Below are 26321 nucleotides of genomic sequence, written 5' to 3' on the forward strand. Positions count from 1 at the left end.
GTCAATATTCCAGATCGGGCTCCTGTGGGATGACTGAATTCTACAAAATGACCCGAAATTGCCTCAAGTGTGAGAAATCCGCGTCGAGAAGCTCACGACGCTTCTCGGCCCGTCTGGGAGCACTGATAGGTATGAGTGGTATCTCAGACCTTTGCATGTCATCAAAGATGCCGCAGCCCTGTTGGCATACGGCGATATGGATGGGAGGCCAATTTACAACATGGCAAGTGTCAGCGTGCTCAGTTCGTCCAGGGTGCCTCTAATGAAGAAATTACAGTCGCGGAACGCTGAGTTGTTCTAGTGAACAGACGGTCCTGCCTGCATAGTCTGTTATGCAGGCAGGATGCATCAGTCTTAAACCCTATCGCCTGCTTTCATCATGTAACGCCAAGCGATGACGGCACACACTGCTGAAGGAAGAATCATCAGTTTTGCCGTGATTGGGCAAGCATTAAAAGCAGCCCCGATAGCGATGGTCCCAAAAAGCATTTCAAAGGTGCCGAAAATACCGCCTTTAACCATATCGCTTTGGTATTCTTGAAGACCCATCATGATTGTTTCTCTTCTTGCTGTTAATCAGGGGTCAGCGCCGAACAGACTGTCCGTCCCCCCACACCATGCCGCCAGAAAGGCAGGAAGAATAAGTAAAAAAAACGCGAGCAGTCCCTGCTTTCGTTCGCTAAACCAAAGTCAGGTGACGATGAAAACCACAACAGAATAAAGCAACAGAAATAAAAGTACGTTTATGCTCAGGCTATTACTGTCCATTTCTCGTTTTCCTTTTCGCGTGCGATGTCTCTGGTGTCACCCATCGTCATGCGACCGAAAACGAGAAATGGTTTTTCTGTACAACGCTCGGATTTATTTCGTTTTCCGACCGCGTCCCTTCCGGTCTGAGGGGATGTCTGCTTCACCTGATGAGAGTGTCGCATTGGTGTCATCGCCACGTCGCCCCAGAGAGTTGCGCTTGGCAATGGCGGCCCGTTGTGCGGAATAGTTTGGGGCCACCATGGGATATTCTGGGGGCAATCCCCAGCGTGTGCGGTACTCTTCAGGCGTCAGGTTGAAATGTCTCTGAAGGTAGGATTTCAGCATCTTTGTTTTCTTACCGTCCTCAAGACAGACGATATAATCGGGAAAGACCGAGCGCTTGATGGGGACCGCCGGTGTGCGTTCCTGAGATACGATTTTTTCGGGAGCTGGTGGTGCAGGTGTGACGTCAGGGACTGGCGTAACGGAAGGCGTTGCGGCTTTCCCTGGCTTTTCAGGAGCAGGTTGGGAGAGTGAGAGTTTATCGAGCGTCGCATAGACTGATCTGATCAGATCAGGAAGGGCTTCGGCGCTGACCGTGTTGTGGCCAACGTAGGCTGATATGATTGTAACGGTCTGCTCCACCTTTTGTGTGTCAGGTTCGTGAACGGATGCGGACTCTGTCATTGCGCCTGTCTTTCTGTTATCTGAATGTCGTCTCAATACTAAATCTCTGACCTGTAATGGAAAAACCCATTTAAGGTAACGCTGGTATTGCACGGAGTTACTCTGCCACCGGTTCCTTTGGCTGATCGTTGCACACCGCACAGGGTAAGCCCTGCAGAACATGTGTTTTGTTCCGACGTTCAAGCCAGCCACTTTCCCAACCACAGTGGACGCATGAAAATCAGGGCAACGCATGTATTGCCCTGTTCGTAAAAACAGTTGTGATCTCCAACACCACTCATGTGTGCCAGGTAGCGCCGTGGTGCGCGCGGCTTGCGGTATCCAAACAGATCGGTCTGACGACTGGATGCTCCAGACTGGGAGGAAGGCGTGTGTCTGTCCATGAGGTTAGCCTTGGCATGTTGGGCAGTGTATCCAGTGGCATACGATTGACCAGCGAAAACTGCCATGCGTGAAAAAGCAAGTCCAAGAATAATTAAGGGGAGGGTGGACGAAAGTGTCAGAGTAATTCCGATCAGTCCTGCAGCCTGAGAGAGAACAAAGGAATGAATACGACCAATAGTGCCAATGAGGCGCCCGAAGAACGGGGTCACAGCAACGGGGAGTAGAAAAACTACGAAGAGGGTACCAACCTCTAATGATGTCAGGTTAAATGGGGAGGAGGCTAATCTGAGACTGAGGTAAGTGAAAGACGTGACCTGTTGGAAAAGGAGAGGCGGTTCGCCCTAAGGGTAAGACACCGCCGCATGATCTGCGATGCACGATAGCAGCGATCTTCTGGCGTCATGATAATGGCGCAAAATGGCGAAGCATTCCCGCTGAACTGGGGCCGTGGCGGCGGGCGGCGCAGCTTTTCATCCGCTGGGCGAAGCTGGGTGTGCGGGAACGCCAGCTCGTACTGGTTTAGGAACAACAGGGAGTGGCGCTCGGCATGACTTTTCGGGACTATCCTGAATTTTGTGCGGTATGGTGATGACTTGTCCGAAGAAGCCCGATAGGCCGCCTCCTTCGCTGCTCCTCCCTACGATTTAATTTGAAAAATATTCATGTTTTCTGTATATTCTTGACATTAACCCGTGGAAGGATACGGCCAGTGAAGCAGTTTGCATCGGGCGACCTGACCCGCAACACCGGTGACCTTTTTGAGGCCGCCGCCGTCGCCCCCGTTGCCATCACCAAGCATCGCAAGCCCAGATTTGTCGTTATGTCGATGGAGCGATACGAGACGCTGATCAGCAGGAATATAGGCAACCAGAAGGCTTATGCCGTCAATGATATGCCTGAAGATGTTGCTGCTCTGTGCGATCAGGGGATTGAGGACTATCTGAATGGTCGATGACTTCCCGCGTGTCGGTCAGGTCATCGACTATCACTATCTCTGGAAATGGCAGGATTTACGAGGCGAGACGGAAGGCCGGAAAAAGCGGCCGAGTTGCGTGGTCGTCGCCATCGACCGGGACGGCCAGCATCACCTCTTTATCCTGCCAATCACGAGCAAAGAGCCTGCCGCCGAGCGTCAAGCCGTGCTGATTCCTGAAACTGAAGCTCGCAGGGCGAAGCTGGATACGGACATGTCCCTGTGGGTGATGGTGGACGAAGTGAATTACGACATCCTCGAAACGTCCTACACATTGGAAGAACGGGCTGCACGTGGCCAGTTCAGCCCCGCTTTTAGCAAGCACATCGTTCTGGCTTTCCGCTCTATGCGCGATGCACAGGCATTGCGTATCTCGAAACGGACCTGAAAAGGGTAAACTGAAGCCCCTAGTGGGGCTGACTATCCTGTAGTGGCCCGGTAGGCCGCCGTCCGTTCGGCGTGTGCCTCCATTGATTTGACGGCAGGAATCTGATTCAGGCTCTGTAAGGAGACTGAAGATGAGCGACCTGTATTGGCTGACGGACGAGCAGATGGAGCGTCTGCGGCCTTTTTTTTCGAAGAGCCATGGTAAACCTCGCGTTGATGACCGTCGCGTATTGAGCGGGATCATTTTCGTGAACCGCAATGGCCTGTGCTGGCGTGATGCACCTTGGGAATACGGCCCACGCAAGACGCTCTACAACCGCTGGAAGTGCTGGAGTTCTTCATCCGCATGATGGATGAACTGGCTACCGGAAAGGCAGAGCCTCAGACCATCATGATTGGTGTGACCTATCTCAAGGCACATCGCACGGCTTCGAGCCTGCGGTTAAAAAAGGGGATCCATGCCGTCTGATTGGGCGCACCAAAGGCGGGATAAATACGAAGCTTCACGCAGTTAGCCTATCCCTGAAAAAACAACATAGTCCTTATCTTTGTGGATCTCCATGCAGAGATCCATGATGAAGGCGAGCGTCTCATGCGATGTGGCAGGACCATCCAGCCAGTGCGCCTGATTGTTTTCGGATACCAGAAGCCAGATCTGGAAGGCACAAGGTGTCGTGATGTAAATGCCTATGCTCGCGAGTGCCGCCACAACAAGGTCCACTGTCGCAAGTTCATCACGAGGGGCAAAGCTGATCTCATCCGATTCCACTGCGTTCTGATGCGCGATTTTGACAAGCTGTTCCAATACCGATTGCAGATGCGTGGGAAACATGCTGCTGATCTGGTCTCTATCGCTGATCATCAACGAGATCCTCTTCCTTTCACGTCAATATTGGACACTCTAGAAGGGCATTATGCGACCAGATAGGAAAATGACGGCTTTAATATCATCGTGATTTTGCTGTCCGCTGACTGAAAGGTTGTGTGCTTTTTACATTTCCTTTCCCCGTAAGCCCTGTCGTCTGTGAAAAAATGCCGAAAAGGTCCGGGGGCGCCCCTGTCGGGGTGCGTTCGCCCAGCATCTCTTGGCGGCAAAGCCGCCAAGAGATGTCGAGCCCCCTAAACGGGGTCTCGCCACTTTCGTGCTAATGCTCACCGCCGTTCTTTTCTATACTCGCATCTTCTACGTCATTGTAATTAAATAAAGGGCATACGGAAAATAAAGAAGAAGTAAATTTCTCTGTAAACAGAAATAAATTGGATATTTTCTTGTATTCATTGCATTTTATTCTTGCAATACTTGGGCGTTTTGTACTATCTTTTACTTGTGAGAGGGAAATACCTCCCAAACACAAAGCGCCCCGCGCCAGTGCTACCCACACTGAAACGGGGCTAACGCCAGACAGGAGATTGGTCATGTCAAACGCTGCTACTGCTATCGCCCAAGCCCATACCGAAGCGCAAGAAAAGAAAGCCGCAAAGGCCACAAAAAACGCATCCCGCGCCCGGTCCTTTCAGGAAACCGTGGACCGCAAGGCCGCAGCCCCCATCGCAACCCTTGAAGCCGTCAAGGCACTCATTCCCACCGATGCACAGGCCGCAGCTATTGCCCGCGCCTTTGCCATTGATGAAGTGGACACCGATGAAGTGTTCGGGGCCGGTTACAATTCCGTGATGGACGAAATCAAGATCATGGAACCCATTCTTGCAACCACCGTAAACGGCGAAAAGAATTACCGCGCTCTTGAAATGCACATGCAGCGCATCGTGGGCGCGCGTGTGGCCTCTGCTTTCGGGCAGGCCCAGTTTTACGAAACCAAGCGGCAGGCCGCCCGTGAACTGTCCTCTGGCTTTACAAACGAAAACCGCGACGAAGATCGCATGGGCATCGATGGACAGGCAAACCGCGCCGCCTTTGCCCGTGAATTTGCCGCTCAACTCGGTATGAAGGCCTATGGCCTTGCTGCCCTCGCAGACGGCGCAGCCAAGGCTTACGCCGAATATTTCGGCTCCGAATGGAAGCCCTACAGCCGCAATTCCGCCCGCTCTCTTGACCGGCAGATTGCCGACGCACAGGCCGACGCCCTCGGTTTCTGATATGGCGACCGGGCGGCTCCGCCGCCCGGTTTTCATCCTTCACACCGGAAAGAATGGGATGGACACGAAACAGATTACAGACCGGGAGCGCCGCTTTCTGACCGCTCAAGGCAGACCCGGAAATCTCAGGAAGGCAGGCTTAAGGCTCTTGCAGGGGCTTTCCAAACTACCGCATTCAGCATTTCAGGTGCGGGCATCATCACCCCACTTTTTACGGGGCAGGTGCATGTGAGTAGCTAAGGTATGATCTTGGCGGGCTGTATTGCCCTGATCGTCGAAACCATTTCCTTGCTCATTCTCGCCTTTATCCGCTATCCTGAAGATGGAAAGGAGGACGCAGACCATGAATGATTTTATTTCTAACATGCTGCTGGTTGTTGTGCCTTTCTTGGGTGGGACACTCATTTTTGGTCTCGCTCTAGGCCCAATCCTGCGCCGCCTTAACAAATTGCGCGACAGGCTCGAAGCACAGGCTCCTCATAACCCATAATCGCAAGGGCGGCCTCAGTGCTGCCTTTTCCTTGTCAGCCGTCAGTGCGTGGTGAAAAGGGGGCCAGCTGCGCTGGCCAACTATGAACGGCCGGGGCTGCGCCCCGGCAGCTCTTGGACTTTGCCCACGCTTTCCTGTTCCAGTCCCCCTAAAACCTAGTCCTGCCAAGGCTCATGAAGGGCATCACTGCACCCATTGTCCTCTTTTATTGAGGTCAGGTGCTGGCTGTGGTTGAGGTCATGGTCGTGGGTTTTCCGTTTTTCGGTCTCTTACAGATCATGCCGTAAAGATGATTCTGACGGACAATCTGATGCTTCCTCAGTTTCCTCTTCTTTTTGGCGTTCGTGTGGATCTGAAGGCTTCTTTGCCCGCAGCTACCTTGATGCGTGTTCTGCAGAAACGTCCGGGGCGCCCCTGTCGGGGTACGTTCGCCCAGCATCTCTAAGCGGCAAAGCCGCTAAGAGATGTCGAGCCCCCTCATCGGGGTCTCGCCACTTTCGTGCTAATCCTCACCGCCGTTCTTTTCTATACTTGTCATTACTTTGTTATTTGTAAGTAAAGAACGGGCATACGGAAATGAAGACGGGTTTTGTTTTTCTTTAATAAGAAAAAACTTTATTTATGGGCGATTTAATGTCGTTTTTTCTTGCATTTCGTGCGCAGTCGTGCTATCTTTTACTTGTGTACGGAAGGAAAAACCACACAAACCTCCAGTAAATCAGGTTAAACTGTAAGTATAGAAGTGAAGGATATGTGTTATGGCTGGTTCCGTTAACAAAGTTATTCTTGTCGGCAACCTCGGAAAAGACCCCGATGTGCATCATTCCCAGTCCGGTCAGAAGATCGTTTCTTTCTCACTCGCCACATCCGACACATGGAATGACCGCCAGTCCGGCGAACGCCGCGAGCGCACGGAATGGCACAAGATCGTCGTGTTCAATGAACGTCTGGCAGATGTAGCCGAACGTTTCCTGCGCAAGGGCCGCAAGGTCTATCTCGAAGGCCAGCTTCAGACCCGGAAATGGACGGGTCAGGACGGCAAGGACAACTACACCACGGAAGTTGTGTTGCCCCGTTATAATGGGGAGCTGACCATTCTGGATACACGCCACGCAGAGGAGGGCGGACAGAGCGGCGGATACAGCAGCGCCCCTCAGAACTCTGGCACGCCCGCCAATACGGCTCCAGCCCGGCAGGGTGGGGGATGGGATGCCTCCCGGTCAAACGCTGATCTGGACGACGAGATCCCCTTTTAGAGCGACCCTTTTCTCCTGTCAGGCCGGGGAACAGACCCGGCCTCCCCGGTTGGAGTATTCCTCATGTATGATGTCGAAAAACTGTATGATGATGTCTGCCATGTAGCCCTCCATGGCTGCGGCTGTTCTTATGAACTCTATGTTCAGAAACTGACAAAAGAGATCGATCGCAAGGCACACCACCTTCCATCCGATCAGGCCACCGCCCTGAAGGCTTACGCCGAACAGAAAGGCGATTACGCACCCGAGGCACTTGATCACCGCTACGATGGCTGCTGCGCGCACGGCATTGATTACGGCTGCTGCCCGGCTGGTTGTGAAGCGCCGGATGCTGGGGAATGGGACAGCGAGGAGGATGACGCTGCCAGAGACTTGCATCAGGAGCTCATGGCAGAGTTTGAAGCCGAGGAAGATCAGACCCGGCTTGCCGAAATCGCGTCCCGTGATGCCCAGGTGCTGGACCGGCTGGATGCGCTTCGCGGGAGGATGTCATCATGAGTGCGCTTGTGCGCCAACTGGGGCGGACGGCCTTCCATATCGTGAATGGAACGCGGGTGCCTGGCTTTGCCAGGCACAACACGCTCGGGCGTTTTGAAGGGCTGCTGCTGGACATTCAGGAGGACCCGGAAGCCTGTGCTCTTTTTCGTTCCCTGGTGCCAGAGCATGACCCCACGCCTCATGATGTCGCCCGTGGTCTGGCTGACCTTGTCCCTTTGCGCTTCCAGTTGCGAGAGGATGATGCTTTCCGGCTTTTCTCCAGATCAGGCGCACTGGCTTTCATTGCTGCGCGTCGTGACGAAGCTCGTATCGAAGGGTTGCAGGGGCTGGCAGCGCCACTCTCCATCGCTGGTGCTGACTATATGGTGCACTACATGCGTGGTTGGGACGGTAGGACAGTCGGGCATCTCTGAGAGGACAATCAAATGTCTTGAATTGCGCAAAGAGCGGATTTGCTCTGTGCCACACTCACGACTCTTATAAGTATTTATGACATTCAGAACTGTTTATGCAACAAAAACTTATTTTGTTAGTAAAAATAAATCATAAAAAGTGCGCAATTCAAGATTTTAGCAAGAAACTTTTGAAAAATGTCGGTCGTTTATGATTATATGACTTCATCAAAATCGCGTGATAAAATTGGTTATGCTCGTGTAAGCACAGTGGGCCAGACTTTAGATATTCAGATAAAAACTTTAAAAGAATACGGATGCCATCGTATCTATTGTGAGAAAGCGAGCGGCGCAGATGCCTCAAGGATAGAATTACACAAATTACTTAGTCGGTTGAAGGAAGGGCAGATAGTTGTGGTAACCCGCTTGGACAGGTTAGCACGCAGCACATTTGATCTTTTTTCTATAGTTAAAGTAATAACGGAAAAAAATTCTCAGTTTTATTCCATTTCAGAGCCGTGGACCGATACATCTACCAGTACGGGTCGGCTTATGCTTGCTGTTTTGGGTGGTTTAGCTGATGTGGAGCGTGATCTTATTCGTAATCGTACATCTGAAGGGCGAGCTAGAGCTATTGCGCAAGGGAAAAAAATGGGACGCCCTTCCAAGATTACTTCTGCTCAGAGAAAGGAGATTATTCAATATCGAAAGAATGGTAAGACATTAGATGAAATAGCAAAATATTTTGGTATTAGCTCAACAACGGTTTCCCGAATTACTACAGGAGCAGATAGTCATAGAAGCCGAAAAGCAAAAAAGCTTATGGCTCAATAGTTCATTTTTTATTATATGTGCGACAACCAAGAACCTGTCCGCTACCTATGGCGGCTCTTGGTCACTTATTCCCCCAAAAATCAGACCGCACCACCAGCAATGATGACGCCAGACTCAAAATCCGGTGCTCTGCGGACTCGATGGCCGTGTTATCGGCTTGGCACTTGGTGAAGATGGCTTCAATGTCCGCCACATTCGGTCTAGTTTTGCTCTTGGACTGTGCCAGATCACTTTACCGTTTCATACACTTCCGGCCTGTATTTTTCGACCAGACCGGCCACGGTGCCCACTACGACAAGGATGGCGCTGGTTTTTATTGCATTCATATTATTTGTTTCCGCCAACTGCTGGCATGCATCAACTTCGTCCTGATGTCCAAGGCATAGAACCTGGCGGGACAGGGCGCATCAGATGCCGATATTTTGCACAGTACCACATGATCTCGCCTGTATGCGTGTTCGCGCCGAACACCGCGCCCGCCTTGCAAATGCAGCAGTAGTGGGGCCAACGCCGAGGCTCCAACTGCGCGGGTAATCGTGTCTCCTTATCTGTAGGGAATGTCATGATCAGATCCCCAGCGCATTCAGTGCACGTTGGGTCTGCTCCCATGTCGGTCGATTGCTGGACAGTGATCCACGACCATCCTGCCAGTTCCAGTGACGGATCCGGTTGTCGGCAGGAATATCATCCAAAAACCGGGACGGTATGGACGATGTTCCCTGACGATAATCGCAGCAGGTGATCGTTGCCTGTTCCATGGCCCGTGTCAGCGCGACATAGGCCAGCCGGCGCTCTTCATCCAGATTCCGCGCATTACTGCCTGGGAACAGACTATCTTCCCACGCAGGAAGAAACACATGTCGGAATTCCAGCCCCTTGGCGCGATGCATCGTCAGCAGCTGCACGCGCTCCTTCCCTTTTTCTCCGGGGGCTCCAGAAGCCAGAGCGGCGTGTTCCATCAAATGGTCAACCTTGCGGTAGCGGTCAGCAACTGCGGCCAACTCAGCCAAGTTCTCCATCTGGGTCGCCGCCTCATCACTCTCATCCGCACGGAGCATGTCATAATAACCCGTATCTTCGAGCAACAGACGCATCTTTTCCCCTACGCTCAGATCGTTGCGTCCACCGATTTCCCTGACAGCACGTTCAAAAGCTGCCAGAGATACGGAAGCCTTCTGGGAAAGACGGGTGTGACGGACCGCCGCCAATAGGGACACTTCCTTCTCACGTGCCGTCAGTTCAATGGCCCCCAACCCCTTGGCGCCAAGGCCACGTGCAGGCCGATTGGCCACCCGCCGAAAGGCTTCATCAGACTGACGATCATCCGGGCGCGCGGCCAGAGAAACCAGAGCAAGGGCATCCTTGACTGCAACACGTTGATAAAAGCCGACATCGCCTACAATTTCATAAGGCACCCGCGCCTGAATCAGTGCTTCCTCTATCGCACGGCTCAGACGGTTCTGACGGTAGATCACGGCGATATCATGCCACGGACAACCTGCTGCAGCACGCCTGCCAATTTCGGCAGCAATGGCGCCAGCCTCTTCGCTCATATAGGAAAATTGCAGCACTTCAATCGGTTTGCCCGCGCCTTTTCGTGTGGACAGTGTTTTTGGGATACGTGAGGGATCCTGAGCAATAATTGCATTGGATGCGTCAAGAATATGAGCGGTCGAGCGAAAGTTCTCTTCCAGCTTGAACGTCTTGGCCCCGGGAAATTCCTGAGAAAACCCCCGTATGAAACCGACTTTTGCGCCACGCCAGGAATAGATGCTCTGTGAATCATCGCCCACAGCAAAAAGCTCTCCTGACACCTCAGAGATCATTTTGAGCCAGAGAAATTGGGCGCGGTTCACGTCCTGAAATTCGTCGGCCATGACAGCTGTAAAACGGCGGGACCACCGATAGCGATAGGTCTCGTTTTGAAGCATGGTCAAGGTAGGCCACATCAGCAGATCGCCAAAATCCGCGGCATTCTGCTCACGCAGCAAACTCTGATAGCGTGCATACAACCCGACAACAAAACGCCAGCCTGCATCGTCAACGAAACGCTTCTGGGCATGCGCCCGCGCAATCATGGCCTCCACATGATGCCCCGTCATTTCAGGCGTCACCAGCTCTTCCTTCAGACGTGAGATACGTTCTGCCATTTTGGCAATCTGACGCGCATCTCCCGGCTCGCCCTCCATCGGACGCGGTAGCTGTTCAACAGGAACAGACTTGATCAGACGGCTGACAATTGCCAGCGCGTCATCCGCGTCCCTGATATCAAATCCTGGCCGCAAATGGGCAATGTCTGGTTCAGCACGCAACTGGCGCGCGCACAGCGCATGAAACGTTCCGAGCCATGAAGGCGCCATCCCCTCTCCGCAAGCCCGCGTAATACGCTCACGCATTTCACGGGCTGCCTTGTTGGTAAAGGTGACGCAGAGAATACGCGAAGGCTCCATGCCGTACAGTTCAATCCGCGTCGCGACACCTGCCGTCAGGGTCTTGGTCTTACCTGTGCCAGCCCCAGCAAGTACGAGCAATCGACCGAGAGCAAGAGAAGCAGCCCGCTGAGCTGCGGTCAGATCCTCCAGAACAGGCGCCAAACGTGGTGGAATGCTTAGCGCGGCACTCATAATACGCTCACCTGTTCTGCAAGGCAGCCTTCACTGCGCATGATTTCACCATCTATCGAGATGGCCAGAAAAGGCTGGGTCAGATCCCAATCCCCCATAGGAGCAATCCACGCGCCACTGATCACCAGTCCCAGACGTGGGTTTTCCCGTTCATCAAACCGCACCAGACACTGCGGCAGCGGACCCTCAGGCCATTCAGCTGCTCCAAGACGCTCAAGATGGATGTCCCAAAAACCCTTGGCGGCCGGAGACTGATCAAGCTGTTGCGCGAGACCGGCCTTGATAACCAGAACATCAAGGATGTCATCGCGATAGGTCTGATCTTGTGATTTCATTTTTTCAACTCCCTCTGTTCCTGATTCGACGAACTGTTCCAATGATGTGGCATACCAACCTTTGACGATGAGGATTTCGGCATCTTCGGTCAGCAGGGTAAACGTGCTTTCTGTGTCCCAAAGACGCGGATCCTCTGCGTCTGGTATCGTGCCCCCAATCACCACCCCAATCAGATCACAGGTGCCATCTGTGCAGTTGACAAACTGGCAAGGTGTCAGCGCTGGATCGACAACGTGACGCGCCCACACTTTTCGGGCTGATTCTGCGCCATGAAAAACACTTTGAATGGCACGCCTCCAGTTCGGGTCATGAATTTCGCTTTTCTGTGCATGATGATCCTGGGCGAACATGATGTTAGCGACCTCCCATTGAAGGAGATCCCGAACGCCTCAGCGATGTCGTGGCCTGAGCAGTCATCGGAACTTGTTCGGACTGATGACGTTTGCGTAGTTTGAGATCATCCACCCAACCTGCTGCAACCTGAGGTGTCGGCGTTGTGGATGTCGCCGATCCTGCCAGTTCGCGAAAAGGGCGAGGAGTCACGCTCTCCTTATTGCCGCGTGCCCGCAAAACCTGATTCCAGTCGGATCCGGGTGATTTTGGTGAAGCGCGACCATTCCACAATCCGACTTCCTGAGCCATTTCTGAAAACATTGCAGCATAATGATCACCCTGCTGGTCGTTATCGACTGCGATGACCAGCCGCCCCTCAGGTTGCTTTGCCCCTGCTGCCAAAAGCTGCTTCAATTCCCTCACACTTTCCGGGCTCATCCCCCCAGCCGTGGACAAGTAGAGTGTGTTGCTGGAGAAACGATCCATTGCAGCAAAGGACAGAGCATCAATAGCCGCTTCAGCTACCACAATACGCGATGGTTGCGTGCCTGGATCTGCCTCAAATCGGAAAAGGCGCTTGCCAATTCCTCCAGTGGAAAATCCCCTGTATTCCGGACCACGCATTTCCATGCCACTCAAAGCACCTTGATTGTCACGATGTGCGAACCACGCAGTCCCATTGGGACCTTCACGCAACAGGTTCTGTTTGACCGCTGCTTCAAGCACCCGATCAGGAAGTCCCCGTTCTTCGGACAGGTAACACCATGCCGCTGATCCCGTCTGTGGCGGGTTGCGATGTTCCCACATCCAAGCCGGATCACGCTTTTTGCCTTGTTCTTCCGCAACCGGTTTGATCCGTTCTCGGACTTCGTAACTCGGCTCCAGACCGATCATGTTGCGTAATTCACGCCGTACATGCCCAAGATTGAGGCCGGGTTTGAGATGTTGAACCAATTTGAAGACATCACCTCGAGCACTCCGGTCAGGGTTTGTTGGATCCCACCAGCCCTTTCCGCCATGATTCACAATAATGATTTCACCTTCACCCCGACGGAACTTGAGGTTTTTCGCCGAGCGTTGGGCCGTAGCCGCACGATCAAGACGATATCCTTCACGCTCCAGCACCACTTCGCACCGCACACGATCACGCAATACTGCCAGTTCATCGCGCTGGGCGTCTATGTCACGGTTATCTGCCATGATCTGCGCTCCAATGTTGGCCATGCTGAGGGGGTATTGAGAAAAGTTTTCTTTCCGCAGGCCCAATCTCTGATGTACGCATTTGCCCGGTGCCAGACGGCGCGAAAGCTGATCCGTGCATGTCGGTCCTCCTATTCTGAAGACCAAGCCTGCGCGTCCATGATGCGACGGGTTTAAAAAAATGCCGGGATGCTAATTTCTGACGTGTTCATGACTGACGCCCCGGACGGCTGCTATCAAGCATATGGTCCCAGGCTTTACGCCGCGCCTGTGCGGCTGTGCGCTGTATTTTCTTTTTTTCTTATTTGTTTTTTTCTTATTTTTTCGTTCATCCCTGCCTTTTATGTCGTGTGACCTTCGGTAAAACCGTCCAAGATCTGGGAGATCTGGATAGGCATTGTTATCTCCAAAGAGACACGCGTTACTGACTAGCCAATGCGTCGCCATGGTCATTCGTTTGCCATTGGCAAGATTGCGCATGAGAACACGTTCTGATCTGCCGCTAATGAACACACTCAGCCATTTATTAGTTCGGGGATCACGTCGAGAAGCATGATATTCGCCGTTCAAAAAGGCTTCGATGATCCATGGCTGACGTGGACCAGTATAGTCCCCCAAAGGCATGCGGTAGATTGCGCCAAGCGCTATGGTTCCAACACGCAAAGGATTGTCGCCCCCTTGAAAGGGGGACGTATAATACTGTCTGTTCATGGTAGGGTTTCTCCCGTTTCCAGTTATGCTGTAAGATGGGCCATCATTTGCGTAACTGTTTTCGGTCAATACTGTCTGGATCGAAGTAATCGGGTCTGCGCCGCAATTCCTGTTCTTCGAATTGATCTGCAAATAGCGGTACCGTCTTCTCAAGGCGTTTGCGCAGATTTCGGCGACGGGCATCCGCCTTGCGTTTGCCGCTCCAGCGTTGTGGCGGGTCGAGCAAGGGAGACCAGCCGTAAGACCAGCCTGAGCCCGGACGAACACGCGGTGCATATTGGAAGATGATCTCACGCTCTACCCGCCGATCTAGTACAGTGCAGAGCCATAAGCTCCGACCGTCTGGCAACGTGTCACTCTCTGACGGGGGCATCGTATTCGGATTAGCCCAGAATACGGACACGAGAGCCTGCGTCCCGTGTCCCATTCAGGCCCCCATCTGTGAATGGTCTGAGGTTACGCGGCTGGCGTCACTCTGAAACGCCAATATGTATTCCGCTTGTAAGGGGACACAGGGAATGGAACTACTGGGAAACCGGGATTATATGGGATCAGCGGGGATTTGATGGGATGAGAACCTGAGGAAAACTGCTGGTGTCGGCATAATTGGGCGGTTGGTAGCCCTTATGATTATGCCGGTGTGTGGTGTCTGGAACCTGATAGGCATTTTGACCAAAAGGACACCAAGTTTGGAACCCAACCTATAAAGAATTCTATTTTGATGAAGGACCTTTTAAAACCCTTTTAATCGGCTTCGGTCTCATTCTTCCCGCTACGAGGATCATATTCAATCTCAGGGACTGGCAGACGATGAACGTGCGCTGTTTTGATCTCATGATTGATTGCAGCAGCTCGAATTTTTGAAGCGTCCAGATCTGGAGCCTGCAATCCATCGCAATCCAGTATCATCATTGAGCGATCTGTTTTGGTCACATAAGGAGAACCGCTATATGCGACAACCTGAGCCCAAGCACATCCTTGTATTTTACTTGCTTTCACCGGGCCATCTTCATCTTCAGGTAACATGAAATCAAATATTACATCTTTTTGAGCAGCGTAATCACCAGCAAGAGCATTAACATACTGCCGAACAAATTTGTCCTGCGCACTCATACAAGACAAGTCACCTGTCCATGAGGTGCAATTGCCAAGATAAGACATGGCTTCTGATACATATTTTTGTGAAGAACCACCTTTAATATTGGGCCGATGGTATGGAGTTACTTTTGGATGGGAAAGTGGACCATCAGGCAAAGAGGGCATATCTGGAATAGACTTGAATACATTCGACTGATGCCATGTCCGCTGATATCCCATAATAAAGTCTTGATCACTAGATTGATTGCCAAATAAAGATTCATGGCAAAGCCATATATCTGTAGGCCAATCCATCCATACACCATGTTTTACCAGGTCAATACGGTACATAATATGATTTCCCCACTGAGGGTCTTGAAGTCCCTTGGGGAATTTTGAGAATACTTCTTTATTAATATCTGTCTCAAATAAGAATGAGACATCTTTTAGAGGACTGAGGCCTCCCAACCTCTCCGGAAATGCCAAGACATCCCAAGATTCTCCGCGCGATGATGCAGCTTTGAGCCCAGGGCAAGCATCCAGAAGGGCATCGAATGCCTTTTGGGCAATGGGAATCATATTCTTTGGCACATTGTCGACATGCAGAACTGGATGTTTATATTCTTGTGATGAAAAATCATAGTCATAATAAATATCATCAGATTTCATAAAGAAACCTATTACAAACAATAAAATTATAAGACAAAAGGTAATAATCAGAAAAAATCTAGTAGCCTTTATGTATGCTCCATTGGATTTGTTAGTCATGACATTGCCTGTAGTCTGTAGGCTACGCGGCCTATTATTGTGATTGCGTCATCACCATCTGGTTCTCCCCAGCGGAAACGGGACGCATCAGTGAGGAATTCTTTGTAGAGGTGGTTATCTGATGCGATGCAGATTTTGCCACTTGGTTCTGACGAAAGTCTTTTAACCAGTAAGCCACCATTCACGACCAGGACGTGAATGCCGTCAAGAATATGTCTACGCCGGGTATCGACCAACAGGCGATCGCCAGAACGGAGTGTGGGTTCCATGCTGTCACCACTGGTTTCGAGCATGAGAACGTAGTTAGGATCAAGCCCAAGATCACCCTTGAGAAACGCCAAGGAAACCGCCACTTTTTCTGGTCTTACGCCAGCATCTGCACATACCCCATAACCAGCAGATGCTGCGATATTGTAATAGTCAATGTAGGCAACGTCGTTTGCTTGTGAGGGTAAGGACTGGCCTTGAGGAAGATTGATCTTCAATAATGGCTCGTCGGCGTCCTGACCCAGAAGAAGCCAAGAAAGGCTTACATTGCAGGCAAATGCCAATTTGGCAGCAGCAGATACCCGCATATCGCGACCGCCGATGTAGGTATTAAGCGTGCTAAGCGGAATGCCTGATTTTTCCGACACTGCTCTATTCCCGCCCGCTGCCAATACAGCTTCGCGTAGCCGATCTGACACATTTGTAATTTCCCACTTATTTTCAGGAACTGGGAAATCAGGATTGTGTTGGTTATTCATTTCATGAAGTCGCAGAAAACAGCCAATAATGTAAATTATCCACATTTAATCCACAGGAAATAAGTGGGAAAAACATTTTTGGGGTTTTGGGTGGTTTATATTCGTGTATTCTCACGGTGTTCACTCCCCGTTATTTCTCACGCGGATTGACGAAAAAGAGAGCCCGGTTGCCGCCGGGCTAAGGTTTAGGAGACTCTATATGGCACGAAAGCCAAGTGGGTTGCACCCCGAAGATATTAAAACGCGTTTGCGGAAGAAATTTGGGACTCTTAGTGCATTTGCAAAATTGCATCGGCGTAGTCCCAATACAGTTTCTAACGCGATCAGCCAGCCAGGATATTCCGCACCTCTGGAAAAGCTTATTGCCACGGAGCTGGGAATGACACCGGAAAGCGTCTGGCCGGAACGTTATCATTTAGACGGCACTCCTGTTTCGTTTCGTGCTGACAGAACTCCTACTGTGCTGCCGTGCGCTGCGCACCGTCAAAATGAGGTGGCAGCATGAACGTGCAGGTTCCTCAGCCACTGCTATCAGTAGTGTCTATTCCGCTTTCGCAAATTGACGTTGGTGAACGCCTGCGTGCGATTGATGTGGATGCAGCGGCTGTTATTGCCGCCAGCATGCAGGAACAAGGGCAGCGCACACCTATTGAGGTGCGGAAATCTGGCAAGCGCTACCAATTGATTGCCGGTGCGCATCGTCTGCGTGCTCTGGAGTTGGCAGGCATAGAAACAGCGTTTGCTGTTGTGGTGAAAGCTGATGATCTTGAAGCGCAGCTGCTGGAAATTGACGAGAATATCTGCCGTCGTGAATTGAGCCCGCTTGATAGGGCGACATTTTTGGCGAAGCGGAAAGAAATTTACGAGGCGTTGCACCCCGAAACTAAGCGTGGGGGTGATAGACGGTCGGATCAGATGGACAATCTTGTCCACCTGATACCGTCCTTTACCGAGGCATCTGCCCAGAAACTCGGTTTAGATGCCAGATCCATCCGGCGCTCTGTTGCTCTCTATAGCAAAATTGTTCCTGATGTGCGCGAAAAAATTGCCAACACATGGCTGGCAGGCAGCGGCGCACAATTGGACGCACTGGGGCGTGAAACTCCTGACATGCAGCGTCAGGTGGCGGATTTTGTCGTGCAGTGGCCGGGTGTGAAAAATGTTGCCGAGATTATCAGGCAGATCAGCGGCAAGCCCCGCAAGAAAAAACCAACCCTTTACGACAAGTTGGTTGCGCTTTGGGAAAAGGCTGACAGCGCAACACGAATGAAATTCCATACCTATCTTGAACCTGAAATGCACATGGGAGACGCAGAATGAAAAACGTAAATGCGGCTGCCCTGTCAGCTAATGTGGGAAAAATCATCCGTCGTGAACGTCTGCGCTGTGGCTGGAAGATTGAAGATCTGGCAGCAGAAACCGGACTTACCAAAAACTCAGTTGGTTCCATGGAACGCGGCAGATATCCGCACCGCATGAACATGCTGTTTGATCTGCTATGGGCCATGGACTGCCCGCAAAGCGTGTTTCTGGAAATTGTGCAGGCAGATGCTGATTTGCGGCTAAGCAATGAAAGGCTGGCAGCATGATCCGCAAAGATAAGCGCCAACTTTCGCTGTTGGATTGGACGCCACCCGAACCTGTGGCTGCGTTTGACCCGTTCCTGATACGCGGCAACACGTTTTCTGATCAACTGGCACGCGCCATTTCAGTTTCATTGGATGATTGCGGCCTGAGTCGTGCAGAGGTTTGCGAGCGTATGAGCGATCTCCTGACACGGCCTGTCAGCATCAACATGCTGAATGCCTATGCCAGCGTGCAGCGCGATGGGCACCAGATCAGTGTGCCACGGTTTGATGCGTTGATTGGCGCCACGCAGGACCGGCGACTGCTGGAACTGATGGCTGCACCGCGTGGCTGGTCTGTGATTGAGAGCCGGTATCTGCCGATGATTGAATTGGCAGCCGTGGCTGAACAGAAAAAGAAACTTGCTCGGATGGAAAATGGCCTGCGTCGGCAGATGGGAGGGCGGTTCTGATGAATGGTGTTCAGTGGTTCTCGCCTGCTGAACTGGCTGCACTGGCGCTACCAGGGATGCCTGCTACTAAACGGGGCATCAATGTGCGTATTGAAGAAGAGCGCTGGCTTGATCCAGAGAACGAAGGCAAATCATGGCGTAAGCGGGCCGGTCGTGGTGGTGGATATGAGTTCACACCGTATGTGCTCCCGCTACCTGCCCGTGCAGCTCTGGCGATTAAGGCGCAGGATGCAAAAGAAGCAGAACCTGACGCACGCGATGAGAAACGCGAGCGCGAGGATCTGTGGCGGCGTTATGATGCCCTGCCGGAAAACCTGAAAAATCGGGCGAAAAAGGCACATCGTATCTTGATGGCAATTGAAATGCTGGTAGCTGCTGGATTGCAGAAGAAGCTCAGCATCATCCAGATCAGTCGTGATGAAGATGTGGGGGTTACAACCATTCACCGCTGGTATCGTGCCGTGCGTGGTGTGAACCATTGTGACTGGCTGGCTGCATTAGCACCACATTATGCGAAGCGGCCAGAACGGATAGATTGCCCGACTGAGGCGTGGGACATTCTGAAATCTGATTTCCTACGTCTGGAGCAGCCAACATTCAGTGCGTGCATGCGGCGTCTGGAAAATCATGCGGCCAAGAACGGCTGGAATTTGCCGTCAGCCAAAACACTCAAACGCCGCATGGATGCGTTGCCGCCTGAGTTGGTGACATTATGCCGCAAGGGAGAACAGGCTTTGAAAACTATGTTTCCGGCACAGAAACGTGACCATACGGTGTTTCATGCTCTGGAAGCCGTCAATGCGGATGGGCATAAGTTTGATGTGTTCGTGCGTTGGATTGAGAACGGCAAGGAGCAGATTGTTAGGCCCGTTTTAGTTGGGTTTCAGGACATTTACAGTGGCAAAATTCTATCTTGGCGGGTGGATGTTTCTGAAAACAAGGAATGCGTGCGTCTGGCATTTGGCGACATGGTTGCCAAATACGGCATTCCGAAAAAATGCTGGCTGGATAACGGGCGAAACTTTGCATCCAAATGGCTGACCGGCGGCGTGCAGAACCGTTATCGGTTCAAAGTTCGTGATGATGAGCCAATGGGTATCCTGCCCCTGCTGGGTGTGGAGGTGCACTGGGCTACGCCATACAGCGGACGTTCCAAACCGATTGAACGTGCCTGGCGTGATCTGGCAGGTGATCTGGCAAAACACCCGCGTTTTGCCGGGGCTTATACGGGTAATACGGTTACCAGCAAGCCAGAGAACTACGGCAGCAATGCTGTGGATCTAGACGTGTTTTTGGCAGTGGTTGCCGAGGGTATTCGGGAACATAATGCACGCGTCGGCCGTCGCTCTGACGTATGCCAGGGTAAATTCAGTTTTGACCACGTATTTGCGGAAAGTTACGCGCAGGCCGCGAACCGTGGCGAGATTGTAACTGCAACGGAGGAGCAGCGCAGACTGTGCCTGATGGCAGCGGAAAGCGTGACCGTTGCGCGCCGCGATGGTGTGATTTCTCTGGCTGACAATCGGTATTGGGCCGAATTCCTGCATCAACATCGCGGCACGTCTGTGATTGTTCGGTTTGACCCGCAGGCATTGCAGGATGATCTGCATGTTTACCGAATTGACGGCACGTATCTGGGTGCTGCCAGCTGTGTTGAGAAGGCGGGATTTGCAGACCAACAGGCAGCGCAGAGCCAAGCGCGCGCGTATAAGGCGTTCAAACGGGCTACAAAGGAGCTTCAAAAAGCGGAAGTGCGTGTTAATCGGCAGGAATTGGCGCGTATTTACGGAGACGTGGAAACACCAGAACCGGATCTGCCTGAAACCAAAGTTGTGCGGCCGCTACGCCCGAAAGCGCCAATTAGCCACGGGAATGCAGCTGTGGCGCATGACGATGATGATGAAGAAGATTGGCTGACAAAGTATAACGCCCGCACCCGGCCAGCAGAACGTTCTCTGCGGCTGGTTGATACTGACGAAGACTAAGAACAGAGCAAATACAGCTTAAAATAACGGGGAATTTTTGAACATGGCCGAGGTTATGAACGACCACGCACGCCTTCGTGCAGCATTTGTGGAACGCAAAGAACGTGACGGACTGAGCTGGAGTAAGATTGCGCATGCAATTGGCCTGAGCACACCGGTTCTGAGTTCATTTTCATCTGGCAAATATGCTGGGGATAATGAAGGCGTTGCGGATAAGGTGCAGGCATGGCTGGAAGCGCAAGATAGCAAGGAGCGTGCACGCCAGGCACGCCCAATTGTTCCCGGTTTTATTGTCACCGAAACTGCCAGAACATTGATGAACATCATGGAAAGCTCCCAATACGATGTGGATCTGGCCGTGATTTCTGGGAACGCGGGAACGGGCAAAACAATGGCCGCAGAAGCCTATCAGCTGCAGACGAACAATGTGTGGATGCTAACAGCAGACCCTAGCATGTGCAGCCCTTCGGCAGTGTTGCAGGAACTGGCGGAAATTCTGGGCTGCAATGACAAAGGTGTGCGTCGTGCTCGTGCAATTATCCGTCGCCTGAAGGGCAGCGAGGGGCTGTTGATCATTGACGAGGCGCAACACCTGAGCGTGAAGGCGGTTGAGGAGCTGCGGTCTATCCATGACCAGGCGAAGATTGGTGTTGTGTTTATCGGGAACGCACCGCTGAACGCCAAATTCGATGGCCTGGGTCGCACATCTGATTATGCCCAGCTGTTTTCACGGATTGGACTGCGCAGGAAGATCAATAAGCCGCGTAGCCGGGACATGTGCGAGATTTTGAAGGCATGGAACATCCAGAATGAGGAAGTGCTGATGTACGCAAAGGAAATTGGACGGCGTGAAGGCGGATTGCGAAGCATGACCAAAGTGTTGCGGAACGCAACCAAAATCGCGCGTGTAAACGATCGAAATCAAATCAATAAACGTGATCTGGAACTGGCATGGGGTGAACACATGACCGGCGAGTTCCCTAAAATTCGGGTGCAGGGATAATACGATGCCAACATTGGAAATGCCCGTTCCCCATGACGTTCTAACGGAAGTTGTTGCGGGAACTATTTTTGCCCAGGATGAGCGTTACCGCGCTCTCCTACGGGATATTCGCGCATTCTTGCGGAGTGCCGATCCTACGGCAACCGCGTGCCATTTGATCGCTGTATTGCGTCACGAAACACACATTGCCGGTGATCAGCGTCGGCAAGTGGTGCGCGAGTTTTTTGAATCCTATCCGGCCGAAACAACGGCCAGTGAAATTCTGTCCCAGATGGAGGCAATCTAATGGCTACACCACTCGAACAGATCGGCAGTGTTGTTCGGCAATTGCGTGTAGGCGCGCAGATGTATGCACAACCCAAGGACGTTACTGTGTTGTCGTGCCATGATCGGCAGGAAGCGGCAGATTGGTTTGACCGTATGGCGAGTGATCTGGAGGCGGCCTTCACTTTGTTGCGGATGCCCGTGCAAACGATGCCGGAAATTATTGATGCCGAGTTTCAGGAGGTGCAGTCATGCACGATGTAACCGTTGATATTGATGCGGTTACAGAAGCCGTAAAAAGGCATCTGAAACAGGTATTATCTGGAACCGGACGCATAGATTTTTCGACATCTGTGGCGAAACTGAAAGGTATGGCAGACAGGATTTCCCTTGGTGCGTTCATGCACGACCTGGGGAGTGATCAAAATCTGTCAAAGAACCAGAAGCATCTCGTTCAAATCTATCACGATGCAGAGCGTGCGGCGACGCACGCTCTGATCATTGCCATTTTGCTGCGTGCGCAGATTTCTTTGGAACAGATCCAGACTGACGCAGCAGCCGCACCGACCGACACGAAGCATTGAAAGATAAAGAAATGATCGAAGTTAATCGCGAAGGCACCGTTATGACCTGCTCTGGCCCGTGGCCACGAGCAAAGGTTGCGACCAGCACACTTCTGGCAAACGATTTTGCTGTTGAAATGGTTGGAGATGCGAAAGCTCTGCATGATTTAATGCGGGAAACGAAAGCGCGCATGTATGCCAAGATTGAAGATTATGAGGAAAAACTGCTTACGCATTATCGGGCCAAAAAACGGAAAAATTCTCGTGGTCAGATTGAGGCATCTAGCATGGACGATTGCTTCCGTGTGAATCTCTCCATTGCGGATTTTCGGCGTGTTACATCAGATATCGTGGCAGCCCAGGCTCTGATGGGCGAGGTTCTGGATGATCTGATGGAGGACGTTAATCCAGACATTCGCTTGCTTCTGGAAGCGGCTTTTGTTCCTGATGAAAAAACCGGTCGCGTTAATGTTGAGCGGCTACAGCAGGTGCGACGCATCAAACTGTCTCACCCACGTTGGCCTGATGTGCTGGACGCTGTTGCCAACAGCATTGAGGTGACGAGCAGCAAAAGTTACCTGCGGTTTTACTGGCGGGAACGTCATGACCAGGACTGGCAGCAGATTGTGCTGCAATTCTCGAAAATTTCCGTTTAGGGAACAGCGCTATGAGTGCGCAGAAAAATACAAATACCGGACGCACAGCAATGACGCGGAAGTTGCACGTTGCGCGCAAACAACTGGGACTGGAGGACGCGGATTACCGCGCCCTCCTTCAACGGGTCACCAAGAAAACGTCTTCTACTGAACTTTCTATCGGTCAGCTGCACGACGTTCTGGAAGAAATGAAGCGTTTGGGCTTTAGGGCAAAGAAAACGAGCCATAAGCCTTGGGTGCGTAAAGTTTACGCTATTTGGGCCGATATGGCTCCCATGCTGCGGAGCGGCGGCACGAAGGACGCATTGCGCGCATATGTGCAGCGCCAGACAGGCGTGAGTGCTCCTGAGTTTCTGGACGAACCTGCTGCACGCAGTGTGATTGAAGGATTGAAAGCTTGGCGCAAGCGTATGGAAGCACAAGATGTCTGATCAAAAACTACGTGACCGCCTACGAAAGCTTCTAGCTCTTTCAAAATCAGCCAATCCTGCTGAAGCCGCATTGGCGCTTGAAAAAGCGCAGGCATTGATGGCGGAACTTGGGTTGTCAGAAGATGATTTGGAATTGCTAGACATTGAAAGTGAAGATGTGGATGCCCTGCTAAGCACATCCACTGTATTACCACGGTATGTTGCGTTCCTGATTCGCATGGTGTCTGACGCTATGGGTGTAGATGTTGTCTATACTCCACGTGCCGGGCGTCTGCATTTTATTGGGCATAAAACCAAAGCGGAGATTGCAGGATATGCTTATGGGGTGCTTGCGCGGCAACTACGAAAACAACGGAAAGAATTCCTCCAGCAGCAGCCAAAACGTCTAAAACGTGCCACCCGCATTGGACGTGCTGATCAATATGCGGAAGGATGGGTAGTTGCAGCGCGAGACAAAGTTGAAGCACTGAAAATACCAGAGAAAGAGCAAACTCTTATTGAAATGTGGAAAAAAACCAACATGGGTGATCTTTCCACATGCAAATCCAGAAAGGCTAAATCAGTAAAAGGGAAAGACAACGCATTTGGAATGGGGTGGATGGATGGAAATAAGGCGCGTCTGGATCATGGTGTGTCAGGATCAGCACGAGCAACTGGCATTGGCAATACTAAACAGATAGGTGCAACATGAGTAAAGAAATAACAGACGGGAAGCCAATTCCACTATCCCACATCAAACATAAAAAATGTAGCGATATTGATATTAAGATTTCACGGAATATCCATAGATTTCGATCTACAAAAACTGCAGAAAAATATTTTGATATGATCATTCAGGATGCACTGAAAGATGCATTTATAGCAGGACAAGAAGTTGGTTATGAACGTCCTCATGCATGGGCGTATATTCAAGGGGTATATAACAGTCGAATAAAAAATACCCTTGCCGAACTGATCCGTTTGAAGATCAGGGATATGTCAAAAAACGTGAAATGAAAGAACTGGAAGATACGATACGTTCTGTTATCCGCCAGGCTGTCATTTCTGGAAAACACGCGACAACAGCGGACGAAAGCGTTAGGATACAGGATCAGATGTGCGATTATGCTGTTGAACGCATTTTGAATGCCTCTAAAAAGGCCTTTCAAACACAATAAATGAGAGGAATAACAATGCAGCCTCCTGCGTCTATTTCGTGGCTTGTTGATGCCGTGGGCGAGGATGCTGCATTGCTGTTTATAGAAAGCGCAGGCGGCCAACGCATTATGGTTCCGAGCAACGCCCCTGGGTCACTCATCTCTGACCTGTACGGCGCAGAATTAGCCGCAGAATTGGTAAATCAGCATGGCGGTTCTTCCTATCAGGTGCCGTTGGTAAAAACGTGGCGTGCGCATGTTCTGGCACGGCGCGGATTGAGTAATAATGAAATTGCCAGCCGCCTGGGTATCTCATGGCGGCAGGTCAGTAACCTTTTGCAATCAGATCCATCACTTGACCGCAAAGTCGGACGCGGAATAAACCCAAATCAGATGGATATGTTCGGCATCTAACCCGAACTGACGAAAACACGCACAATTCTATGCAGCACATGGAAAACATAATGTGCCTGCATGCAAACCAATCTTTCACAATCTCTGAATTTCACGCTGGATCAAGAAGGCGCTTATCAGTGCAATCGTGCTGATACGGGAAACTGGTCTGGTGGTCGTGTTGGTGTTGGTGTGCTTGCGGGCACAAAATACGGCATTTCAGCTGCATTGATGGCTTGTGTTCTGGGTTCTCGCAGTGCTGTGACCCGCAGCATGATGCAGCAGATTACTGTTGATCAGTATCGTGAGGTTGCCACAGAACGATTTTGGGACGTGCTGCGCTGCGATGATCTGCCTGCGGGCGTAGATCTGATGTTGTTTGACCACGGATTTAATGCAGGAACACCTGCTGCGGCACAGGAGTTGCAGCGCATTGTTGGTGTGCCCGTTCCAGACGGTGAAATCGGTCCGCAAACGCTCTCCTGTTTGTCTGCAGTTACGGCGCAGGAAATGTGTGCGTCCTTGTCAGTCAAATATACGCAGCAGCTGCAATCGTATCTGGGTGTTGCTCCTGACGGCATGCCGGGACCAAAGACGCTCTCGGCAGTGGTCTCACAAAATGCAGAAATGGCTATGCTGCTTTACGCACTCGCATCTGTGCAGGAAGCCTATTACCGCAGCCTGAAATCATTTTCTCAATTCGGCGCGGCTTGGATTAAGCGGCTGGACGCGCGCCTGTTTGCTGCGCATCGCCTGCTGAACATCGCGCCCGAAATCAAACGGACAAGCTTGTCCGTTTGATCTTGATCGGGCCGCGCGGGCGCGCTCGGTCTGTTTTTCTCTGCGCAGACGCAGCGCACTTATGGGGGCTCTATGAGCTTTAATCTCTCCACATTCCTGCCCGGTCTGTTTGGCGTTCTGGGTAGCATTGGTTCCACCGCTCTGGGTGGAAAGCTGTCCGTTTATGAGACGGCGGCGCAGACGGCAGTGAAAGCAGCAGTCACGAAGGCCGACAACGGCATTGATGACCTGCAGTCTGCTTTTGCGAAGTTTGAAACAGCGAACCCGCTGGTTCAGGAAGCGCTGACTGGCACCACGACCATTCTGAGCGGTCTGGGCATTAAGCTGCCGTCTGAAGAACTGGTGGTAACGCATGTTAAGGCGGCCATTGCTGATCTGTCTGGTATTTTTGTGCCCGCATCTACTGCGGATGCAACGACTACGCCCGTTGCCTCTGCTTCCGCAGGCGCGACGGATAATCAGACGGCAACGTCTGGAACGGCAGTAGCCGCCACTCCGGCAGCCTGAC

The 26321-nt window shown here is 51.8% G+C and carries 38 protein-coding genes and 3 pseudogenes; 27 read left to right on the top strand and 14 right to left on the bottom strand.

What is annotated here, in order from left to right:
* Positions 1-354: 354 nt before the first annotated feature.
* From FKW31_RS07470 to FKW31_RS16670, 4 genes and pseudogenes are all read right to left on the bottom strand, one after another.
* Positions 355-552, bottom strand: a complete 198-nt coding sequence (locus FKW31_RS07470; RefSeq protein ID WP_019089465.1) for a hypothetical protein — start codon at positions 550-552, stop codon at positions 355-357.
* Between the two features lie 309 nt (positions 553-861).
* Complete coding sequence (locus tag FKW31_RS07475; RefSeq protein ID WP_087636455.1) at positions 862-1437, bottom strand: MucR family transcriptional regulator; 576 nt, start codon at positions 1435-1437, stop codon at positions 862-864.
* Positions 1438-1616: 179 nt separating this feature from the next.
* Positions 1617-1820, bottom strand: a complete 204-nt coding sequence (locus tag FKW31_RS07480) for a hypothetical protein (RefSeq protein WP_019089468.1) — start codon at positions 1818-1820, stop codon at positions 1617-1619.
* A gap of 9 nt (positions 1821-1829) precedes the next feature.
* Positions 1830-2150: pseudogene (locus FKW31_RS16670) on the bottom strand (MFS transporter); the annotation flags it as partial.
* Here FKW31_RS16670 and FKW31_RS07490 point away from each other — a divergent pair.
* From FKW31_RS07490 to FKW31_RS07505, 4 genes and pseudogenes are all read left to right on the top strand, one after another.
* Positions 2150-2341 (top strand): annotated as a pseudogene (locus FKW31_RS07490) (transposase); the annotation flags it as partial. The pseudogenes FKW31_RS16670 and FKW31_RS07490 sit on opposite strands and share 1 nt — an antisense overlap.
* A 189-nt stretch (positions 2342-2530) precedes the next feature.
* A complete protein-coding gene (locus FKW31_RS07495; RefSeq protein ID WP_019089469.1) occupies positions 2531-2776 on the top strand; it encodes a type II toxin-antitoxin system Phd/YefM family antitoxin in 246 nt (81 codons plus the stop codon).
* Positions 2766-3182, top strand: coding sequence for a hypothetical protein (locus tag FKW31_RS07500; protein WP_087636454.1), 417 nt, complete (start codon positions 2766-2768; stop codon positions 3180-3182). Before FKW31_RS07495 ends, FKW31_RS07500 begins: the two co-directional genes overlap by 11 nt.
* Before the next feature lie 130 nt (positions 3183-3312).
* Positions 3313-3697 (top strand): annotated as a pseudogene (locus FKW31_RS07505) (transposase); the annotation flags it as partial.
* Here the strand turns inward: FKW31_RS07505 and FKW31_RS07510 are convergent.
* Both FKW31_RS07510 and FKW31_RS07515 read right to left on the bottom strand, forming a co-directional pair.
* Entirely contained in the window at positions 3693-4046 is a 354-nt protein-coding gene (locus tag FKW31_RS07510) for a hypothetical protein (RefSeq protein ID WP_150178214.1), read from the bottom strand. The pseudogene FKW31_RS07505 and the gene FKW31_RS07510 overlap by 5 nt on opposite strands.
* A gap of 280 nt (positions 4047-4326) precedes the next feature.
* Positions 4327-4599, bottom strand: a complete 273-nt coding sequence (locus FKW31_RS07515; RefSeq protein ID WP_150178215.1) for a hypothetical protein — start codon at positions 4597-4599, stop codon at positions 4327-4329.
* On the opposite strand from FKW31_RS07515, the gene FKW31_RS07520 reads away from it, so the two are divergent.
* Positions 4598-5278 carry a hypothetical protein gene (locus FKW31_RS07520; RefSeq protein WP_019089472.1) on the top strand — a complete coding sequence of 227 codons (681 nt, stop codon included), beginning with the start codon at positions 4598-4600 and terminating at the stop codon, positions 5276-5278. The genes FKW31_RS07515 and FKW31_RS07520 overlap by 2 nt on opposite strands.
* Positions 5279-5461: 183 nt before the next feature.
* Here the strand turns inward: FKW31_RS07520 and FKW31_RS16015 are convergent, their stop codons facing one another.
* Positions 5462-5623 (bottom strand): hypothetical protein, encoded by a 162-nt coding sequence (locus tag FKW31_RS16015; RefSeq protein ID WP_166443389.1) that lies wholly within the window; start codon positions 5621-5623, stop codon positions 5462-5464.
* Here FKW31_RS16015 and FKW31_RS16020 point away from each other — a divergent pair.
* From FKW31_RS16020 to FKW31_RS07540, 5 genes are all read left to right on the top strand, one after another.
* Positions 5622-5768 carry a hypothetical protein gene (locus tag FKW31_RS16020; protein WP_157894002.1) on the top strand — a complete coding sequence of 49 codons (147 nt, stop codon included), beginning with the start codon at positions 5622-5624 and terminating at the stop codon, positions 5766-5768. The two genes, FKW31_RS16015 and FKW31_RS16020, sit on opposite strands and share 2 nt — an antisense overlap.
* Positions 5769-6526: 758 nt before the next feature.
* Positions 6527-7024 (top strand): single-stranded DNA-binding protein, encoded by a 498-nt coding sequence (ssb, locus tag FKW31_RS07525; protein WP_019089360.1) that lies wholly within the window; start codon positions 6527-6529, stop codon positions 7022-7024.
* A gap of 63 nt (positions 7025-7087) precedes the next feature.
* Positions 7088-7522 (top strand): hypothetical protein, encoded by a 435-nt coding sequence (locus FKW31_RS07530; RefSeq protein ID WP_019089359.1) that lies wholly within the window; start codon positions 7088-7090, stop codon positions 7520-7522.
* Entirely contained in the window at positions 7519-7935 is a 417-nt protein-coding gene (locus tag FKW31_RS07535) for a hypothetical protein (protein WP_019089358.1), read from the top strand. The genes FKW31_RS07530 and FKW31_RS07535 overlap by 4 nt, the downstream gene beginning before the upstream one ends.
* Before the next feature lie 177 nt (positions 7936-8112).
* Positions 8113-8748 (top strand): recombinase family protein, encoded by a 636-nt coding sequence (locus FKW31_RS07540; RefSeq protein WP_087636545.1) that lies wholly within the window; start codon positions 8113-8115, stop codon positions 8746-8748.
* A gap of 566 nt (positions 8749-9314) precedes the next feature.
* On the opposite strand, the gene FKW31_RS07550 is transcribed toward FKW31_RS07540, so the two are convergent.
* From FKW31_RS07550 to FKW31_RS07580, 7 genes are all read right to left on the bottom strand, one after another.
* Positions 9315-11372, bottom strand: a complete 2058-nt coding sequence (locus FKW31_RS07550) for an ATP-dependent helicase (protein ID WP_087636546.1) — start codon at positions 11370-11372, stop codon at positions 9315-9317.
* Complete coding sequence (locus tag FKW31_RS07555; RefSeq protein ID WP_087636547.1) at positions 11369-12058, bottom strand: hypothetical protein; 690 nt, start codon at positions 12056-12058, stop codon at positions 11369-11371. The genes FKW31_RS07550 and FKW31_RS07555 overlap by 4 nt, the downstream gene beginning before the upstream one ends.
* Before the next feature lie 4 nt (positions 12059-12062).
* On the bottom strand, positions 12063-13241 hold the full coding sequence (locus tag FKW31_RS07560; RefSeq protein WP_166443390.1) for a DUF3991 and TOPRIM domain-containing protein: 1179 nt from the start codon (positions 13239-13241) through the stop codon (positions 12063-12065).
* A 192-nt stretch (positions 13242-13433) separates the two neighbouring features.
* Positions 13434-13952: a hypothetical protein gene (locus FKW31_RS07565; RefSeq protein WP_238332774.1), complete on the bottom strand. Its 519-nt coding sequence runs from the start codon at positions 13950-13952 to the stop codon at positions 13434-13436.
* A 43-nt stretch (positions 13953-13995) separates the two neighbouring features.
* Positions 13996-14379 (bottom strand): hypothetical protein, encoded by a 384-nt coding sequence (locus tag FKW31_RS16405; protein WP_238332775.1) that lies wholly within the window; start codon positions 14377-14379, stop codon positions 13996-13998.
* A 317-nt stretch (positions 14380-14696) separates the two neighbouring features.
* Positions 14697-15797 (bottom strand): hypothetical protein, encoded by a 1101-nt coding sequence (locus FKW31_RS07575; protein WP_006115420.1) that lies wholly within the window; start codon positions 15795-15797, stop codon positions 14697-14699.
* A complete protein-coding gene (locus FKW31_RS07580; RefSeq protein WP_050793090.1) occupies positions 15794-16543 on the bottom strand; it encodes an XRE family transcriptional regulator in 750 nt (249 codons plus the stop codon). Before FKW31_RS07580 ends, FKW31_RS07575 begins: the two co-directional genes overlap by 4 nt.
* Before the next feature lie 199 nt (positions 16544-16742).
* Here FKW31_RS07580 and FKW31_RS07585 point away from each other — a divergent pair, with 199 nt between their 5' ends.
* From FKW31_RS07585 to FKW31_RS07660, 17 genes are all read left to right on the top strand, one after another.
* The gene (locus FKW31_RS07585) at positions 16743-17048 is read left to right on the top strand and encodes a helix-turn-helix domain-containing protein (RefSeq protein ID WP_050793089.1); all 306 of its coding nucleotides are present in this window, start codon (positions 16743-16745) and stop codon (positions 17046-17048) included.
* Entirely contained in the window at positions 17045-17863 is an 819-nt protein-coding gene (locus tag FKW31_RS07590; protein WP_006115417.1) for a ParB/RepB/Spo0J family partition protein, read from the top strand. Before FKW31_RS07585 ends, FKW31_RS07590 begins: the two co-directional genes overlap by 4 nt.
* Positions 17860-18132 (top strand): helix-turn-helix domain-containing protein, encoded by a 273-nt coding sequence (locus tag FKW31_RS07595; protein ID WP_006115416.1) that lies wholly within the window; start codon positions 17860-17862, stop codon positions 18130-18132. The genes FKW31_RS07590 and FKW31_RS07595 overlap by 4 nt, the downstream gene beginning before the upstream one ends.
* Positions 18129-18581, top strand: coding sequence for a hypothetical protein (locus FKW31_RS07600; RefSeq protein ID WP_006115415.1), 453 nt, complete (start codon positions 18129-18131; stop codon positions 18579-18581). Before FKW31_RS07595 ends, FKW31_RS07600 begins: the two co-directional genes overlap by 4 nt.
* Entirely contained in the window at positions 18581-20566 is a 1986-nt protein-coding gene (locus FKW31_RS07605) for a transposase domain-containing protein (protein WP_006115414.1), read from the top strand. Before FKW31_RS07600 ends, FKW31_RS07605 begins: the two co-directional genes overlap by 1 nt.
* A gap of 43 nt (positions 20567-20609) precedes the next feature.
* A complete protein-coding gene (locus tag FKW31_RS07610; protein ID WP_035353473.1) occupies positions 20610-21569 on the top strand; it encodes an AAA family ATPase in 960 nt (319 codons plus the stop codon).
* A gap of 4 nt (positions 21570-21573) precedes the next feature.
* Entirely contained in the window at positions 21574-21855 is a 282-nt protein-coding gene (locus tag FKW31_RS07615) for a hypothetical protein (RefSeq protein WP_035353476.1), read from the top strand.
* A complete protein-coding gene (locus FKW31_RS07620; RefSeq protein WP_035353479.1) occupies positions 21855-22097 on the top strand; it encodes a hypothetical protein in 243 nt (80 codons plus the stop codon). Before FKW31_RS07615 ends, FKW31_RS07620 begins: the two co-directional genes overlap by 1 nt.
* Positions 22085-22417, top strand: a complete 333-nt coding sequence (locus tag FKW31_RS07625; RefSeq protein ID WP_035353482.1) for a hypothetical protein — start codon at positions 22085-22087, stop codon at positions 22415-22417. Before FKW31_RS07620 ends, FKW31_RS07625 begins: the two co-directional genes overlap by 13 nt.
* An 11-nt stretch (positions 22418-22428) precedes the next feature.
* On the top strand, positions 22429-23052 hold the full coding sequence (locus FKW31_RS07630; RefSeq protein ID WP_096884251.1) for a DUF3164 family protein: 624 nt from the start codon (positions 22429-22431) through the stop codon (positions 23050-23052).
* A gap of 11 nt (positions 23053-23063) precedes the next feature.
* A complete protein-coding gene (locus tag FKW31_RS07635) occupies positions 23064-23483 on the top strand; it encodes a regulatory protein GemA (RefSeq protein ID WP_006115411.1) in 420 nt (139 codons plus the stop codon).
* Complete coding sequence (locus tag FKW31_RS07640; protein WP_006115410.1) at positions 23476-24174, top strand: DUF2786 domain-containing protein; 699 nt, start codon at positions 23476-23478, stop codon at positions 24172-24174. The genes FKW31_RS07635 and FKW31_RS07640 overlap by 8 nt, the downstream gene beginning before the upstream one ends.
* The gene (locus FKW31_RS07645; RefSeq protein WP_035353485.1) at positions 24171-24479 is read left to right on the top strand and encodes a hypothetical protein; all 309 of its coding nucleotides are present in this window, start codon (positions 24171-24173) and stop codon (positions 24477-24479) included. The genes FKW31_RS07640 and FKW31_RS07645 overlap by 4 nt, the downstream gene beginning before the upstream one ends.
* Entirely contained in the window at positions 24476-24640 is a 165-nt protein-coding gene (locus FKW31_RS16025) for a hypothetical protein (RefSeq protein WP_156100439.1), read from the top strand. The genes FKW31_RS07645 and FKW31_RS16025 overlap by 4 nt, the downstream gene beginning before the upstream one ends.
* 15 nt (positions 24641-24655) lie before the next feature.
* A complete protein-coding gene (locus tag FKW31_RS07650; protein WP_050793088.1) occupies positions 24656-25033 on the top strand; it encodes a hypothetical protein in 378 nt (125 codons plus the stop codon).
* 60 nt (positions 25034-25093) lie between these two features.
* Positions 25094-25813 carry a glycosyl hydrolase 108 family protein gene (locus FKW31_RS07655; protein ID WP_035353488.1) on the top strand — a complete coding sequence of 240 codons (720 nt, stop codon included), beginning with the start codon at positions 25094-25096 and terminating at the stop codon, positions 25811-25813.
* Positions 25814-25885: 72 nt separating this feature from the next.
* On the top strand, positions 25886-26320 hold the full coding sequence (locus FKW31_RS07660) for a hypothetical protein (protein ID WP_035353490.1): 435 nt from the start codon (positions 25886-25888) through the stop codon (positions 26318-26320).
* The last annotated feature ends 1 nt before the right edge of the window (position 26321 follow it).

Origin of the sequence: Acetobacter sp. DmW_136, from assembly GCF_008690365.1 — a bacterium.
GTDB lineage: Bacteria > Pseudomonadota > Alphaproteobacteria > Acetobacterales > Acetobacteraceae > Acetobacter > Acetobacter oryzifermentans.